Origin of the sequence: Nocardioides sp. LHD-245 (genome assembly GCF_030929495.1) — a bacterium.
Classification (GTDB): Bacteria; Actinomycetota; Actinomycetes; order Propionibacteriales; family Nocardioidaceae; genus Nocardioides.
In genome coordinates this window covers 48324-63254 of record NZ_JAVFWN010000002.1, presented here as the reverse complement: position 1 = coordinate 63254, position 14931 = coordinate 48324, and the positions used below count along the sequence as shown (strand labels likewise).

General features: G+C 71.9%; 13 protein-coding genes. 4 read left to right on the top strand and 9 right to left on the bottom strand.

Features of this window, described 5'->3' with window-relative positions:
* Positions 1-13 precede the first annotated feature (13 nt).
* The 8 genes from RB608_RS03005 to RB608_RS02970 form a co-directional block, all read right to left on the bottom strand.
* Entirely contained in the window at positions 14-985 is a 972-nt protein-coding gene (locus RB608_RS03005; protein WP_308086318.1) for an asparaginase domain-containing protein, read from the bottom strand.
* Positions 982-1827 carry an alpha/beta fold hydrolase gene (locus RB608_RS03000; protein ID WP_308086317.1) on the bottom strand — a complete coding sequence of 282 codons (846 nt, stop codon included), beginning with the start codon at positions 1825-1827 and terminating at the stop codon, positions 982-984. Before RB608_RS03000 ends, RB608_RS03005 begins: the two co-directional genes overlap by 4 nt.
* 3 nt (positions 1828-1830) lie before the next feature.
* On the bottom strand, positions 1831-2544 hold the full coding sequence (locus tag RB608_RS02995) for an aspartate/glutamate racemase family protein (protein WP_308086316.1): 714 nt from the start codon (positions 2542-2544) through the stop codon (positions 1831-1833).
* 59 nt (positions 2545-2603) lie between these two features.
* On the bottom strand, positions 2604-3320 hold the full coding sequence (locus RB608_RS02990; RefSeq protein WP_308086315.1) for a TetR/AcrR family transcriptional regulator: 717 nt from the start codon (positions 3318-3320) through the stop codon (positions 2604-2606).
* A 98-nt stretch (positions 3321-3418) separates the two neighbouring features.
* Positions 3419-4177, bottom strand: a complete 759-nt coding sequence (locus RB608_RS02985; RefSeq protein ID WP_308086314.1) for an ABC transporter permease — start codon at positions 4175-4177, stop codon at positions 3419-3421.
* Positions 4174-5031, bottom strand: a complete 858-nt coding sequence (locus RB608_RS02980; protein WP_308086313.1) for an ABC transporter permease — start codon at positions 5029-5031, stop codon at positions 4174-4176. Before RB608_RS02980 ends, RB608_RS02985 begins: the two co-directional genes overlap by 4 nt.
* Before the next feature lie 84 nt (positions 5032-5115).
* On the bottom strand, positions 5116-6117 hold the full coding sequence (locus tag RB608_RS02975; RefSeq protein ID WP_308086311.1) for an ABC transporter substrate-binding protein: 1002 nt from the start codon (positions 6115-6117) through the stop codon (positions 5116-5118).
* Between the two features lie 28 nt (positions 6118-6145).
* Positions 6146-7015: an ABC transporter ATP-binding protein gene (locus RB608_RS02970; RefSeq protein WP_308086309.1), complete on the bottom strand. Its 870-nt coding sequence runs from the start codon at positions 7013-7015 to the stop codon at positions 6146-6148.
* Between the two features lie 219 nt (positions 7016-7234).
* On the opposite strand from RB608_RS02970, the gene RB608_RS02965 reads away from it, so the two are divergent.
* A complete protein-coding gene (locus tag RB608_RS02965; RefSeq protein WP_308086307.1) occupies positions 7235-8026 on the top strand; it encodes an IclR family transcriptional regulator in 792 nt (263 codons plus the stop codon).
* Between the two features lie 19 nt (positions 8027-8045).
* Here RB608_RS02965 and RB608_RS02960 read toward each other — a convergent pair whose 3' ends face one another.
* Positions 8046-10388, bottom strand: coding sequence for a molybdopterin-dependent oxidoreductase (locus RB608_RS02960; RefSeq protein ID WP_308086305.1), 2343 nt, complete (start codon positions 10386-10388; stop codon positions 8046-8048).
* A 108-nt stretch (positions 10389-10496) separates the two neighbouring features.
* Here RB608_RS02960 and RB608_RS02955 point away from each other — a divergent pair, with 108 nt between their 5' ends.
* The 3 genes from RB608_RS02955 to RB608_RS02945 are packed head-to-tail and all read left to right on the top strand — an operon-like array spanning position 10497 to position 14931.
* The gene (locus RB608_RS02955) at positions 10497-10967 is read left to right on the top strand and encodes a 2Fe-2S iron-sulfur cluster-binding protein (protein ID WP_308086303.1); all 471 of its coding nucleotides are present in this window, start codon (positions 10497-10499) and stop codon (positions 10965-10967) included.
* A complete protein-coding gene (locus RB608_RS02950) occupies positions 10964-14335 on the top strand; it encodes a molybdopterin cofactor-binding domain-containing protein (RefSeq protein WP_308086301.1) in 3372 nt (1123 codons plus the stop codon). The genes RB608_RS02955 and RB608_RS02950 overlap by 4 nt, the downstream gene beginning before the upstream one ends.
* Complete coding sequence (locus tag RB608_RS02945) at positions 14332-14931, top strand: urea carboxylase-associated family protein (RefSeq protein ID WP_308086299.1); 600 nt, start codon at positions 14332-14334, stop codon at positions 14929-14931. The genes RB608_RS02950 and RB608_RS02945 overlap by 4 nt, the downstream gene beginning before the upstream one ends.

The window sequence follows — 14931 nt, the reverse complement described above, 5'->3', positions numbered from 1 at the left end:
GGCAGCGCCGCGGCTAGCGTGACGCGTCGTCGAGGAGGCGCTGGAGCGCTTCTGCGCCGGGCGGCTGCTCGGCCGCGAGCGCGGCGGACAGCAGGAGCCGGGTCTTCTGCGGCGTGAGCTCCCGGGCGCACAGCAGGGCGCCCGCGGTCGCCGCCACCGAGCCGTACGGCGTGCGCTGGGCCTGGCACACCACGACCCCGGCGGCCGCGGCGTCCTCGAGCGCCTGTCGCTCGGCGCTCGTGGGGAACCCCGCGCCGGTCCCGGCGGAGACGACCGCCCGTGCCCCCCGTTCGACGGCCGAGCGCACCGCCGCGCCGTCGGCGCCGAGGTAGGTGGTGACGATCTCGACCGGTGCCAGCGTGGCCGGGACCGGCGCATCGCGCAGCGGCCCGGGTCGGGCCGGTCGGAGCCAACGGGGCGTCCGGGCGTGCACCTCGCCGAGCGGGGTCGCACTGGACCGGAAGGAGTCGACGCGGGAGCTGTGGCTCTTCATCGTCTCCGCGGGGTGCAGGACGGCGCCGTCGGAGACCACGACCACGCCGTGCTCGCGCACCCCGGCGGACCTGGCCACCGTGACGGCGTCGACGAGGTTGGGCAGTGCGTCGCTGCCGATCGCGGTCGGTGGTCGCATCGAGGCCGTCACCGCGATCGGCACCGGGGCGCCGAGCAACCACGCCAGGAAGGCGACCTCCTCCAGGCCGTTGGACCCCAGCGTGAGCACGGCGCCGGTCATCGCGGCCGGGTCGAGGGCGCGCAGGCGGCGCACCAGTGCGAGCAGGTCGTCCGGCGTCAGATCGTGACTGGGGCGGGTGGTGACGGCCTCGACGGTGACCGGTCCGACCAGCGAGCGGACCGGGGCGAGCACCTCCTCGGGCGCCAGCGACCGCCCCGTGCGCCAGTACCGGTCGACGTCCAGCGGGTCGTGGCCCTGCGCCTGCAGCGTTCCGCCGAGGCTGAGCCAGTGGACCGGAAGATCGGTGCTCACCGGCCCGCCGCTCCCTCGTCGAGGAAGGCGGCGACAGACGCGGCGAAGAGGTCCGGGCGGTGGTCGACGGACGGGACACCGGTGCCGGGGAGCACGGCCGAGGCGGCGCCCGGGATCGAGGCGCACAGCTGGGGGACGTCGGGCAGCGAGTAGCTGTCGTCCTCCCCGCACAGGACGAGGGTGCGGCTCCGGACGAGCCGGATCCGGTCCTCCATCCGGTAGGCGTTGACCGCCCGGTGGCCCTCCTCGACCCGGTCGATCACGCGCAGGCCGTCGGCGACCAGGCGAGCCAGCAGGTCGGGCCGGTCGCTCGGGTAGAACCCGCGGCGCCGGTTCCACAGCTCGCCGAGGTGGCTGCCGTCGGCCGCGGGCGTGACGTGGTCGATCGGTGGCGCTCCGGCGACCCGGGCGCGCCGCGGCGCGTCGACGTACGGGACGCCGGAGAGGACCAGGGCCTCGATCGCCTCGCCGCGACGGGCGGCGACCTCGATCGCGACGACGCCGCCGGTGTGGTGCCCGACCAGACTGACGCCGGTCAGTCCGAGTGTGTCGATCAGGTCCTCGACAGCGTCGGCGAACAGCTCGACGCGGAACGGCTCGGACGGGCGGACCGAGGCGCCGAAACCGAGGGTGTCCATGGCGATCGCGCGCCGGTTCGCGCCCAGCAGGGGGAGCACGTCGCGGTACTCGTCCCACGAGCGTGGCGTCTGGTGCAGCAGGAGCACCGGCGCGCCCGATCCGCACTCGACGTAGTGCAGCTGGCCGAACCGGGAGTCGGCGTAGCCCTTCACGACGGCCGGCGGCCCGGGCCTCTGCTCATCGGACCTCTGCTCATCGGACATGTCTCAGGACTCCTCGTTCAGTAGCCGGCCGTAGCCGGGCCCCGGCGCGGGAAGGTCGAGCAGGCGCAGGACCTTCCACAGCAGCGCCTGGTTGCTGGCCACCACCGGGATGCCCAGCGCGCTCTCGATCTCCGCGATGCTGGTCGCCACCTGGGCGCCGGCACAGCTGATGAGGACGGCGTCCGCGTCGCCCGCATCGACGGCGCGCGCGATCCGGCGCCACTCCTCGGGGGGCAGGCAGCCCTGCTCCACCGGGGTCGCGCACTCGGGACCGCCACGGGCGACGACCTCGTGGCCGGCCGCGGCGAGATGAGCGACCTCGGCGTCCTCGACCTCGCGTGGATAGGGGTCGAGCAGCACGATGCGCCGCGCGTCGAGGTGCGCCAGCGCCTCGAGGACGGCCTCGATCGTGGTGACGCTGGGGATGCCGGTGGCCGCGGTGATCCGCTCGTTGACCCGAGCCGGCCCGAGCAGCATGCTCGCCGCGGTGCAGTTGAACGCGATCAGGTCGACCGCCGCGTCGGCGAGCAGGCCGGCGTGCGTCTCCAGGCCCTCGGCCAGGGCGAGGTCGTCGGCGACGCCGGTACGCCGGAAGGGCATCCGCGTGGTGAGGAACTGGACCCCCGCGGGCGCCATCAACTGGATCTCGTAGTCGCACAGGCCGCCGGAGGGGTACAGGTGGCCGACGCGCGCCGCGGTGCCGAAACCGATGCTCACAGGGACCCTCTCGCTCGTTTCGTACAGCGTACGGGGTGCCGTACGAAACGAGCAACGGGTCAGGAGCGCTGCGTCTCGCGCTCCAGCGCCCGTGCAAGCACGTCGACGAGGAGCTCCACGCCCCAGTCGAACTGCTCCTCGGTCGGCAGCATCACCAGCTGGGGAGCCAGCTCCACGACCAGCGGGAACTCGGTGGCCGGCAGGCCGGCCCAGTAGTGCTGCTGCTGGCGACGCAGCTCGGCGCCGTCCTCGCCGCTGGCCGCGCCCCACTGGCGGGGAGCCTGGTAGGCGGCGAATCCCAGGGCGAACTGGATGAGCAGGCCGTAGCAGCGCACCGCGGTCTCGGCGGGGATGCCCGCGTCGACCAGCCGGCGCAGGACGTCCTCCATGGCCGCCTTCAGGGACGCGTGGGACCGGGTGACCCGCGAGGAGAGCAGCCACGAGACGCTCGGGTGCTCGGTCATCAGCTTCACGAAGGCCTGGGCCACGACGCGCAGCGCCTGCTCGGGGGTCTCGTCCTCCACGGGCGGCAACTCGATCCCGCTCATCACGTGGTCGGCCATCGCGTCCAGGATCTCGTCCTTGCTGCGGAAGTAGCCGTAGAGCGTCATGGTGCCGGTGCCGAGCTTGGTGGCCAGGCTGCGCACGGTCACGGCGTCCAGACCCGCGCTGGAGTCGGAGACCTCGAGCGCAGCGGCCACGATCGCCTCTCGGCTGATCTTGCCGCGGCTCCCGCTGCGGCGGCCCTTGGACCCGGCCTTGGCTGTCGTGGTCACGTCTTCCCTGTCTCCTCTGCTGGCGGCGGCAGGCACTCGCGCCGGTGTTGTCGTACACAGTACGACAACGGGGCACCGGGCGGGTCCGACTTCGGCTGCTAGAGGTGAGCGCCCCAGTGCAGCTGCTGCGTCTCGACGCGGACGTAGAGCCAGTTGATCAGGTTGCCGAGGACGCCGAGGATGACGAGCGCCGAGAACATGCCCGCGATGTCGAAGAGCGACTGGGCCTGTGTGAGGTAGAAGCCGATGCCGTTCTTGCCTCCCACGAGCTCGGAGACGACCATCATGATCAGGGCGATCGGCAGCCCGACGCGCAGGCCGGCCGAGATCATCGGCACCGCCGACGGCAGGATGACCCGGCGGATCACCTGGAGCCGGCTGAGACCGAACATCTCGGCGACGTCGATCCGCTCCTGGCGGCAGCTGCGCGCTCCGGCGGCGGTGTTCACCAGCACGGGGAACAGCACGCCGAAGGCGATGATCGAGATCCGCATGCCGTCGCCGAGTCCGAAGAGCAGGATCGCGACCGGCATGACCGCGACCGCCGGGAGCGCGCGCAGGAACTCCAGGGTGGGGCCGGTGTACTGCGCGACCCGTCGCGAGGAGCCGATGGCCAGCCCGACCAGGATGCCCAGCGCACTCCCCGCGAGGTAGCCCAGGGCGAACCGCTTCAGGCTGGGGAGGAGATCCCGGGTGGTGTGCTCCCACATCCAGTCCTCGCGCAGCGCCTTGGCCACGTCACTGGCGGGCGGCAGGTAGATGCTCGTGGTGTGGCGTCCGGCGTACTCCCAGACGACGAGCAGCAGCAGCGGCGCCACCCAGGGCAGCACGCGGGTCGTGAGTGCCGACCGCATCATCGGTCACCGCCCTCTCGGATGTCGGAGTTCCAGAAGATGACGCGTCGCTCCAGCCCGGCCACCGCCAGCGCGACGAGGTAGCCGATCACGCCGACCACGAAGATGCCGGCGTACATGTCCTCGGTGCGGATCGCCACCTGCATCCGGACGATGTAGTAGCCGAGGCCGCCGCTCCGGGTGAGGATCTCGACGGTGATCACGAGGATCAGCGCGATCGCTGAGCTGATCCGGATGCCCGCTGCGATGTTGACCGCCGCGCTCGGGATCTGCACCCGGAAGAAGACCTGGCGCCGGTTCAGCCCGAAGATCCGCGCCGACTCGATCGCGACCGGGTTGACGGCGCGCACGCCGTAGTAGGTGTTGAACAGGATGGGCCAGAAGGACGCGAAGACGATCATGGCCACGGTCGTGGTGGTGCCGACGCCCAGCAGCAGGATCGAGAACGGGATCAGGGCCACGGAGGGCAGCGGCCGGAGGAACTCGATGAGGATCCGGAAGGCGTTGTAGGCCAGGTCGGAGGCGCCCAGCGCGGCGCCCAGGACGACGCCTGCGACGGCTGCTATCGCCAGACCCTGGAGATAGGCGCCCAGGGTGATGCCGATGCCGCTCATCAGGTCGCCCCGCTGCAGCTCCGAGACCAGAGCGCCGCCGATCTCGGAGGGGCGCGGTACGTAGACCGACGTCACGACCGTCGCGGTGAGCAGCTCCACCAGCAGCACCAGGCCGATCGCGAACACCAGACCGCGCAGGTTGACGACGGAGCGCCACCGTCGGGTCGGTCGTCTGCGGCGGGCGGTGGTGCCCGGTCGGTCGGCGCCGGGTGCGTCGACCCGCTCAGCGGTGGTGGTGCTCATCGTTCAATCCCTCCGGCCGTCGGCCAGCTCGTGTCGTTGCCGATCGGTGCCGGTGGAGGCCCGAGGCCTCCACCGGCACGCGGATCACTTGACGTCGGCGATGATGTCGTCGGCCTCGATCGGCCGGGGGAGCACCTCGAAGTGCTCCATGATGTCGATGACCGGCTGGATCAGCTCGGGCGTGACGTCGTCACCGAACTGCAGCAGCTGGAGACCGTCGAGCATGTCGTCGGCCAGGTCCGTGTACTCCTGCAGGATCCCCTTGCGCTCGGCCTCGTTGGCCGGGTCGTTGGCCCAGGCGTTGGTGTCGCGCAGTGCGTCCTGGAACTTCTCGACCACCTCGGGCTGCTTCTCGACCAGCGAGCCCTGGCCGAACCAGATCGTGTTGTAGAAGTCCTTGCCGTCGTTGACGGCGTCGTACGGCGACGCGATCGCGCGGCCCAGCCCGTCGCCCTCGATCTGGTAGTTGAACGGCGCGGTCACGGTCGCCGCGTCGACCTGGCCGCTCTCGAAGGCCTGGCCGACCTGGGTGAAGTCCAAGGTGACGACCTCGAGCGACTTGGCGTCGACCTTGACGCCCGCGTCCTCGAGCGTGGCGAGCGTTGACAGGTGCGGCATGGTGTTGAGCGCGTTGACCGCCACCGACTTGCCGTCGAGGTCCTTCGGCGAGGTGATCGAGCTGCCCTCGGGCACCATGATCCACACCCCGGGGTTGTCCTTGGTGTAGACGGCGGCGCCCGCGACGATGGTGAAGTCGACGCCGGCCGCCTTGGCGGAGGCGATGGACGTCGGCGAGGTCAGGGCGAACTGGGCGTCGCCGGACTCGACCGCGGCCGCGAGCTCCGGGACGTTGGCGACGATCTTGACCTTCACGTCCAGGCCGTGGTCCTCGAAGAAGCCCTCCTTCTCGCCGATGAAGGCCTGGGAGCCGGAGTCCGACCCCACCGTGGCGATGGTGATGCTCGCGGTGCCGTCCTCATTGGTCGTCACCTCGGAGCCGCCCGAGTCTCCTCCGCAGGCACTCAGGACGGCGGAGGCCGCGAAGGCGAGTGCGACCAGTCCGCTCGTCGTCTTGTGGTTGCGCATGGTGTGACCTGCTTTCCTCATGTCTCTTTCAGTGGCCCTTTCCGTGGGTCGCCGGGGAGCCGCCGGCGCCGCGGCGCTGGTCGGTGAGTCCCATGACGTCGTGGATGTGCGCCCGGATCCGCAGGAACTCCGGGTGGCTGCGCGTCTCGATCTGGTTGCGCGGCTTCGGCAGGTCGATGACCAGCTCCTCGGCGACCATGCACGGCGGCTTGCTCAGCACCACGATCCGGTCGGCCAGGTAGATGGCCTCGTCGATGTCGTGGGTGACCATCAGCATGGTCTTTCCGGCGTCCTGCATCCGGTCGCGTACGTCGAGCAGGGTGTCCTCGAGTCCCTCCTTGGTGAGGGCGTCCACGGAGGCGAAGGGCTCGTCGAGCAGCAGGATCTGCGGCTGGAAGGCCAGTGCCCGGGCGATCGAGACGCGCTGCTGCATGCCGCCGGACAGGGCGCCGGGGTGGTAGGACTCGAAGCCCGTGAGCCCGACGTTGTCCAGGGCGCGCGCGACCCGCTCGGCCTTCTCCGCCTTGGAGAGCGACTTGTCCTTGGCGAGCGGGAAGCGCACGTTGCGCTCGACGGTGAGCCACGGATAGAGCGAGCGGGTGTAGTCCTGGAAGACCAGCGCCATCTCCGGCGGGGGCTTGCTGATCGTGCGCCCGTGCAGGCTCACCGTGCCCGACGTCGGCTTGAGGATGCCGGACATCATCCGCAGCAGGGTCGACTTGCCACACCCGGAGGGCCCGATGATGGCGACGAACTCGCCCTCCCGCACCTGGAAGGTGAGGCCGTCGCAGACGAGGGGGCGGTCCGGAGCGTACCTCTTGCGGAGCTCGCTGACGTCGAGGATCGTGCGCGCGGGAACACGGTCCTCGACCTGTGTCGGCTCGAGCGAAGTCGTCATGTGTCATTCCCTTCGGTTCGCGTCCGCGTCCTGTGTCGCGGGGCTGCCGCTGTGACGGCGAGCACTTGCGTACGACGTACGGTACAGTTCCCAGCGACGGAATGGGAGCCCGCCCGGGAAACTTTTCCGAGATGAAACATTTCCGGTGGGTGGCAGCGTCTGCCGGCGCCGGCCGGGCCGCCACGGTCCCCCTCCGAAGACGTAGAGAAGGGAAGTTCCGTGGAGCGGAAGGAAGCTCGCGGTCAGCCGACCATGCTGGACAAGTGTCTGCGCATCCTGCGTGCGTTCGACGGCGGGACCCAGCAGCTGCGGCTCTCCGAGCTTGCGCGGCGCACGTCCCTGCCGCTGTCGACCGTGCACCGGCTGGCCGGCAGTCTGGTCGAGCAGCGGCTGCTCGCGCAGGAGGACGGCGGCTATCAGCTGGGCATCGGGCTGTTCGAGCTCAGCAGTCTGGTCTCCGTGGAGCAGGAGCTGCGCGTGGCTGCCCGTCCCTTCCTCCAGGACCTGTTCATGGCGACCCACGAGACGGTCCACCTCGGCGTCCGGGAAGGGGCCGACGTCGTCTACGTCGAGAAGATCCACGGGCACTCCGATCTCGGGCTTCCGTCGAGGGTGGGCGGCCGCCTCCCCCTGGGGTGCACCGGGATCGGCAAGGCGCTGCTGGCGTTCAGTGCCGAGGAGGTGCGGGTCGAGTACCTGGAGCGGCCGCTGCGGGCGATCACCGACCAGTCGATCGTCGACCCGGAGCGACTGGAGCGGGAGCTGGCCGAGGTCCGCGCCACCGGCCTGGCCTTCGAGCGCGAGGAGGCCACCGTCGGCCGCGAGTGCGTCGCGGCGCCGGTGCTGGTGCAGGGCGTCGCCGTCGCGGCGATGTCGATCTCCGTGCCCGTCTCGGCCTACCGGATGCCCCAGCTCGCCGCGGCGGTCAAGACCTCGGCCCTCGGTCTGGCGCGCCAGCTGCGCACCGCGCGCGAGCAGCGCCGGCCGCCCGGCGGGGAGATGTCCGGCTGAACCGGTCCCGGTTCCGCGGTCAGCGGCGCCGGCCCGCGAGCTCCGGCGGGCGGAAGCTCGCCACCCCCGGAGCCGGGCCGGACCACGCCTCGACCTCGACCAGTGCCGTGCCCGATGCCGGGCCCTGCGCCAGCGCCGACGTACGCCGGTCGGCGGTGAGCACGTTGGGGTTGCCGTGCCGGTCCAGACCGCCCGGAGCGACCGGGTCGTACCACGCACCGGTGGCCAGGACGACGACGCCGCGGCGCACCTCCGCCGTGACTCGGGCGCCGGCCAGGCAGGACCCGCGGTCGTTGAAGACGCGGACGACGTCGCCGTCGGCGATGCCGCGCCGGTCCGCGTCGTCGGGGTGCAGGGCGACCGGCTCGCGACCGGCCACCTTGCCCTCGCGGCTCACGGCGCCGTGGTCGAGCTGGCTGTGCAGCCGCGTGGCCGGCTGGTTCGACACCAGGTGCAGCGGATGCCGTCGCGCGCCCTCACCGCCGAGCCACTCCGCGGGCTCCAGCCAGGTCGGGTGGCCCGGGCAGTCGGCGTACCCGAAGCCGTCGACGGTCTCGCTGAAGAGCTCCACCCGGCCGCTGGGCGTGGGCAGGGGATGGGCGACGGGGTCGCGGCGCAGCAGCTCCAGGGCACCGGCCGGACGGCGGGCGGCCGGGTCGTCGGTCAGCACGGTCTCGCCGGCACGCCAGAACGCGGCGAAGTCGGGGATCGCGGCGCCGGCCTCCGCCAGTCGAGTGCGGGTCTCCTCGTAGAGGTGGCGTACCCAGTCGTCGGCCGTGCGGCCCTCGGTGAAGGCGTCGTCGAATCCCAGGCGTCCGGCCAGCGCGGCGAAGATCTCGTAGTCGTGCCGGACGCCGGTGGGCGGGTCGACGGCGCGGTGCATCGCCGACAGCGCCGACTCGAACCGGCCGTGGGCGAAGTCGTTGCGCTCCAGCGTCACCGTCGTCGGCAGCACGATGTCGGCGTGGCGTGCCGTGGCCGTCCAGAACGGCTCCTGGACGACGACGGTCTCCGGCACCTGCCAGGCCGTCGTGAGCCGGTTGAGGTCTTGGTGGTGATGGAAGGGATTGCCTCCGCACCAGTACACGAGACGAATGTCGGGGAAGGTGACGCGGCTGCCGTCGTAGTCGATCTCGGCGCCGGGCGAGAGCAGCAGGTCCGCGATCCGGGCCACCGGGATCGCGGGGAAGGCAGGGGCACGGTCGGCACGCTGGGGGAGCGCCGCGACGGGGTGCCGGAGTCCGGCGAGGCCGGTGCTGTGGTGGGTCCCGAACCCGAGACCGGCACCCCGGCCGGGGTGCCCGAGCTGGCCCGCGATCGCGGCCAGCGCGATCAGCGCCCAGCAGGGCTGCTCACCGTGCTGGGCGCGCTGCATCGACCAGCTCATGGTGATCAGGGTGCGCCGGGCGGCGATCTCCTCGGCCAGCCGGACGATGGTCTCGGCCGGGATCGCGCAGATCTCGGCCGCCCAGGCCGGATCCTTGCGTACGCCGTCCTCGCGGCCGGCGAGATAGGCGTGGAGGCGGTCGAAGCCGGTGCAGCACTCGGCCAGGAACCGGCGGTCGTGGCGGCCGGTGTCGACGATCTGGGTGCAGAGGGCCAGCATCAGCGCGACATCGGTGTGCGGCCGCGGTGCGATCCACTCGTCCGCGTCGGGCAGGTCGTCGCGGCAGGGGCCGACGTTGACGAACCGCACGCCGGCGGCCCGGCAGTGCTCACGGCCCTCGCTCGCGCTGTGCCGGTGGACGCCGCCCGGACTCACCTGGCTGTTCTTGGGCGCCAGTCCGCCGAAGGCCACGACGAGCTCGGCGTGCTCGGCCACCTGCTCCCACGAGGGCAGTTCGAGCATCAGCCGCTCGGCGTCGATGCCGACCACGTGCGGGACGATGCGCTGCATGGCGTGGTAGCTGTAGGTGCCGGTCGAGCCGGTGTAGCCGCCGGCGAGGTTCAGGAACCGGTGCACCTGGCTCTGCGCGTGGTGGAACCGGCCGGCGCTCGCCCAGCCGTAGGAGCCGCCGTAGACCGCGGCCGGCCCGTGCTCGTCGTAGACCCGGCGCAGCTGGTGCGCGACCAGATCCAGTGCGTGCTCCCACGGCACGGGGGTGAAGGTGTCGTCGCCGCGGTTGTTGTTCCGGTGGCGCGGGCCGTGCTCGAGATAGCCGGTGCGCACCATCGGCTCCCGGATCCGGGCCGGCGCGACCCGTCCGTCGACGAGCGACCGGCCGATCGGCGAGGGCTCACCGTCGCCGGGGGCCGGCGCGAGCCCGGTGATCTCCCCGTCGCGGACGTGGACCCGGTAGCGGCCCCAGTGGGTGGTCGTCGGCGTGCCCGCCGTGGCACCGTGTCGGGTCGGTTCGGGCATGCGGCACTCCTCGGCTCGGTCGTTCCGTACATAGTGTCCGGTACAACGTACGGAAAAGCGAGGTAGGGTCGCGCTGTCGCGATGTCCGTTCGCGGTGAGGAGGATGGCATGCAGCGCTTGAAGATCAACGGCGAGCAGGTCGCGGTCGAGGTCCGGGGTGCGGAGTCCCTTGCGGCGGTGCTGCGCGAGCGGGTCGGCCTGACCGGGACCAAGATCGCCTGTGAGCGGGGCGAGTGCGGTGCCTGCACCGTGCTGGTCGACGGCCGGGCGACGATGTCCTGCATCGAGCCGGCGGCCCTCGTCACCGGCGAGGTCGAGACGATCGAGGGGCTCGCGGAGGAGATCCGCGACCTGCGCGAGGAGTTCGCCGACCGGGGCGCCTTCCAGTGCGGCTTCTGCACTCCGGGACAGCTCGTCCGGGCGACGGCGCTGCTCCGCGCTGAGGCGGCACGGTCCGGCCTCGACCCCGAGGTCGTCCGGCACCAGATGTCCGGCAACATCTGCCGCTGCACGGGCTACCAGGCGATCGTCGCCGCCGTGGTCGAGGTCGCCGAGCGCCGGGCGGGTGGGGCGGCATGAGCTACGTCGGCACCTCCCAGCGCCCGCACGACTGGGCGGCACGCACGGACGGCAGCACCCTGTTCGCCGCCGACCTGCGCCTGCCCGCTCTCCACGCGGCGGTCCTGCGTTCGCCCCATCCCTATGCCGACATCGTGGCCCTGGACACGTCGCGTGCGGAACGGATGCCCGGCGTCGTCGCGGTGATCACCGCGGCCGACTTCGCTCCCGACGCGGTCTACATCCACCGCGGCGCGCCCCTCTCCGACCGCCCGCCGCTGGCGCGCGGCACGGTGCGGCACGTGGGCCAGGAGGTGGCCGCCGTCGCGGCCGAGACCTACGTGCAGGCGGTCGCGGCGCTCGCCGCGATCCGGGTCGGGTACCGCCCGCGCACGGCCCCGCTGACTCTCGCCGAGGCGACGGCCCCCGGTGCGCGCCGACTGCACGAGCGCACCACCGCCGAGCCCAACGTCTCGGTCCTGTTCCAGACCGAGTGGGGCGATGTGGCGACCGGACGTGCGCGCGCCAGCGCCGCCGTCGAGGGCCGCTTCGTCTACCCGAGCGTGTCCCACGCCTGCATGGAGACCAATACGACCCTGGCCCGGTGGAACCAGGCCGACAGCACCGTCGAGCTGTGGACCTCGACCCAGGCGCCGTGGTTCATCGGCAAGGAGGTCTCCCAGCTGCTCGGGCTCGAGCACGACCAGGTGATCTTCCGCGAGATCGCCACCGGCGGCGGGTTCGGCTCGAAGTCCAAGGCATCCGAGCACGAGGTGCTGGCCGCGGCGCTCTCCCGCAAGGCGAACCGGCCGGTGCTGCTGAGCCTGACCCGCGAGGAGGAGCTCGGGGCCAACAAGCCGCGACACCGCTTCGAGACCTGGCTGCGCACGTCCGTCGACAAGGACGGCCTGGTCCGGCTCTACGAGAGCGACATCCGCGTCGACAACGGGTCCTACAACCACATGGGCCCTTCCGTGATGCGGGTCGGTGCGATCACCCTCGGGTCGATGTACCGCCCGGACGGCGCGCTCGTGGAGGCTCGCCTGATCGACACCGCCACGCAGCCCGGCGGGCAGTTCCGGGGATACGGCACGCCGCAGGTCTCGCTCGCGGCGGAGTCGCAGCTGGACGAGCTCGCCGACCGTCTGGGGCTCGACCCGCTGGAGATGCGGCTGCGCAACGTCAACCGCGAGTACGCGACCACCCTGTGCGGCTACGACGTGACGACCGCCCGCCTCGCCGACTGTCTCGACGCGGTGCGCACCGAGCTGGACTGGGATCGCCGCCGCGCCGATCCCCGCCCGGATCGCGGCGTCGGCGTCGCCGCCGGCAGCCACGGCAGCGGCGCCTATGCCTACGACCTGGCCAACCGCAGCGACGCCGCGATCGACGTCTTCGACGACGGCCGGGTCCGGGTCCGGTACGGCGGCTCCGACGCGGGCACCGGCCAGAGCACCATCCTGGCTCAGATCGCCGCCGACGAGCTGGGGGTCGACCTCGCCGACGTCGAGGTGCTGTCGATGGACAGCGAGCGGACGCCCTTCGAGCTCGGCGCCTGGTCCTCGCGCGGCACCCACATGACCGGCTCCTCCGTCGGCAAGGCGGCCTCCGAGGTGGCCGAGCGGCTGCGCGACCTGGCGCGTGCGAAGCTCGGTACGCAGGACGTCGTCCTGCGCGACGGCCAGGCGGTCGGGGCGGACGACGCCGTCGCGCTCGGCGACCTGGTCCGGCTCAGCGATGACGCCGTGGACGGCATGCTCTCCCACGAGACGATCTACCTGCTCGAGGGCACCGAGCCTCTCGCGCCGGGGAAGTCGACCGCCAACCTCTCGCCGACCTACGCCTACGCCGCCCACGGCGCCTATGTCGAGGTGGACCGTCGTACCGGCGCCGTCGAGCTGCTCGACTACGTGGCGGCCCACGACGTCGGCCGGGCGATCAACCCGACCGCGGTCGAGGGGCAGATCGCCGGCGGGGCGGTGATGGGGATCGGCGCGGCGCTCGGCGAGGAGCTGGTGCGCGAGGGCGGCCGGATCGTCAACACCAGCTACCTGCACTACGCGATGCCGCGCTCCGCGGACGTGCCGTCGGTGCGTCCGGTCATCGTCAACGCGCACGATCCCGCGGGCCCGTACGGCGCCAAGAGCGTGGGGGAGATGTCGATCATCCCGCCGGGTGCGGCGCTGGCCAATGCCGTGCACGACGCGGTGGGGGTGCGCATCCGTGAGCTGCCGCTGACGCCCGACAAGGTGATCACCGCGCTCGCCGAGAAGGAGGGCCGGCGTCGCCGGCACCGGATCTGGCGGCGTCCCGACCGCTGGTGGATCGCGTTGCTCCGCTGGCTCTATCCGCTGGGCCTGCACCACCTGCTGCACCGTTGGGGCACGAAGCTCGGCCACGGTGTCGGGAGCGGTGTCGGTGACCCGGAGAGCGTGACCTCGATCAGCGCCCCGGACGACCTACCGGTGATCTTGAAGGCCGCGGCCGAGGGCGCGCAGGTGATCGGTGGCGGCAGCGACGCGCTGGTGGAGCGGCGTCGTGAGGCGTCCCCGTCGACGGTGCTGATCTCGACGCGCAGCGTGATGACGCTCCGTGGTGTGACGTGGCCCGACGACGGTTCGCTGCGCATCGGCGCGGCGCTGACGCTGACCGAGCTCGCGGAGGCGACGCGTGAGCGGATCCCGGCGATCGCGGACGCCGTCGACTCGATCGCCTCCGCACAGATCCGCAATGTCGCGACGGTCGCGGGCAACCTGCTGCAGGAGAAGCGCTGCTGGTTCTTCCGCAGCGGATTCCCCTGCTACAAGCGCAACGGCGTGACCAGCCCGTGCTACGCCGTGATGGGTGACCACCGGTTCCAGCACGCTGTCATCGACGGCCACCGCTGCCAGGCGGTCACCCCGTCCGACCTGGCCACGGTGTTCACCGCGCTCGACGCGCGCGTCGAGCTGAGCACGTCGAACGGCCACCGCACGGTGCCGATCGGGGAGTTCTTCACCGGTCCCGGCGAGACGGCCCTGCGCCCCGACGAGGTCGTCGTGGAGATCGTGATTCCCGCTGCGGCCTGCAAGCGCCGCAGCGCCTTCCGCAAGCTCAACCTCTACACCGGTGACTTCGCCACTGCGTCGGCCGTGATCTCGGCGGAGATCGACGCGTCGGGGACCTGGCGTGACGCGCGGATCGCGCTGGGTGCGATCGCGCCCGTGCCGTGGCGTGCCGTCGAGGCGGAGGAGTGGCTGCGGGGGCGTACGGCGCCGACGGCCGCCCAGCTGCGCAAGGTGCTCGACCGTGAGCTGGACCGCGAGGCGCACCCGCTGCCCGGCAACGGCTGGAAGCTGGACGCGGTCGCCGGCCTGGCCGAGCACGTCCTGGAGTCGGTGACCTCGTGATCGACACGGTGGTGCCGGCACGCTCGTTCGTGCCGGCGTTCGTCGTGGAGGCCGGTGAGGTGCTGCGGATCGAGGACCTCGCCGGCCGGCAGGCGGCGGATGTGGTGTTGATGCCCGTCGACGATCCGCACGACCAGATGTCGTGCATCTACACGCAGCTCCTCAACCGGACCACCCGGATCACCCATGGTCACGTGATCTACTCGAAGGCGGCCCGTCCGTTGGCGACGGTGGTCGAGGACACCGTCGGCGTGCACTGGTTCGGCGGTGGCTGCTGCAGCGCCGAGACCAACGAGTTCCGCTATGGCAGCCCGGAGGGAGGGAGCTGCCGGGAGAACCTGGTCGAGAGCCTTGCCGGGCACATCGCGGGTCCGGCGGAGCTGGAGCTGGACGCGATCGCCTCGTTGTTCATGAACATCGCGATCGGTCCCGACGGAGGCCTGGAGATCGTGCTGCCGACCAGCCGGGCGGGCGACCACATCGACCTGCGTGCGGAGCGGTCGCTGCTCGTCGCGGTCTCGGCCTGCCCGCAGGAGCGCAACCCGTGCAACGGGTTCGAGCCTTCCGACATCGCACTGTCGACGTCGAATCCTTAG

Bases quoted from the DNA above. Each gene is read 5' to 3' on its own strand.
- RB608_RS02975 (WP_308086311.1), bottom strand. From the start codon at position 6,117: ATGCGCAACCACAAGACGACGAGCGGACTGGTCGCACTCGCCTTCGCG.
- RB608_RS02970 (WP_308086309.1), bottom strand. From the start codon at position 7,015: ATGACGACTTCGCTCGAGCCGACACAGGTCGAGGACCGTGTTCCCGCG.
- RB608_RS02980 (WP_308086313.1), bottom strand. From the start codon at position 5,031: ATGAGCACCACCACCGCTGAGCGGGTCGACGCACCCGGCGCCGACCGA.
- RB608_RS02960 (WP_308086305.1), bottom strand. From the start codon at position 10,388: ATGCCCGAACCGACCCGACACGGTGCCACGGCGGGCACGCCGACGACC.
- RB608_RS03000 (WP_308086317.1), bottom strand. From the start codon at position 1,827: ATGTCCGATGAGCAGAGGTCCGATGAGCAGAGGCCCGGGCCGCCGGCC.
- RB608_RS02985 (WP_308086314.1), bottom strand. From the start codon at position 4,177: ATGATGCGGTCGGCACTCACGACCCGCGTGCTGCCCTGGGTGGCGCCG.
- RB608_RS02950 (WP_308086301.1), top strand. From the start codon at position 10,964: ATGAGCTACGTCGGCACCTCCCAGCGCCCGCACGACTGGGCGGCACGC.
- RB608_RS02955 (WP_308086303.1), top strand. From the start codon at position 10,497: ATGCAGCGCTTGAAGATCAACGGCGAGCAGGTCGCGGTCGAGGTCCGG.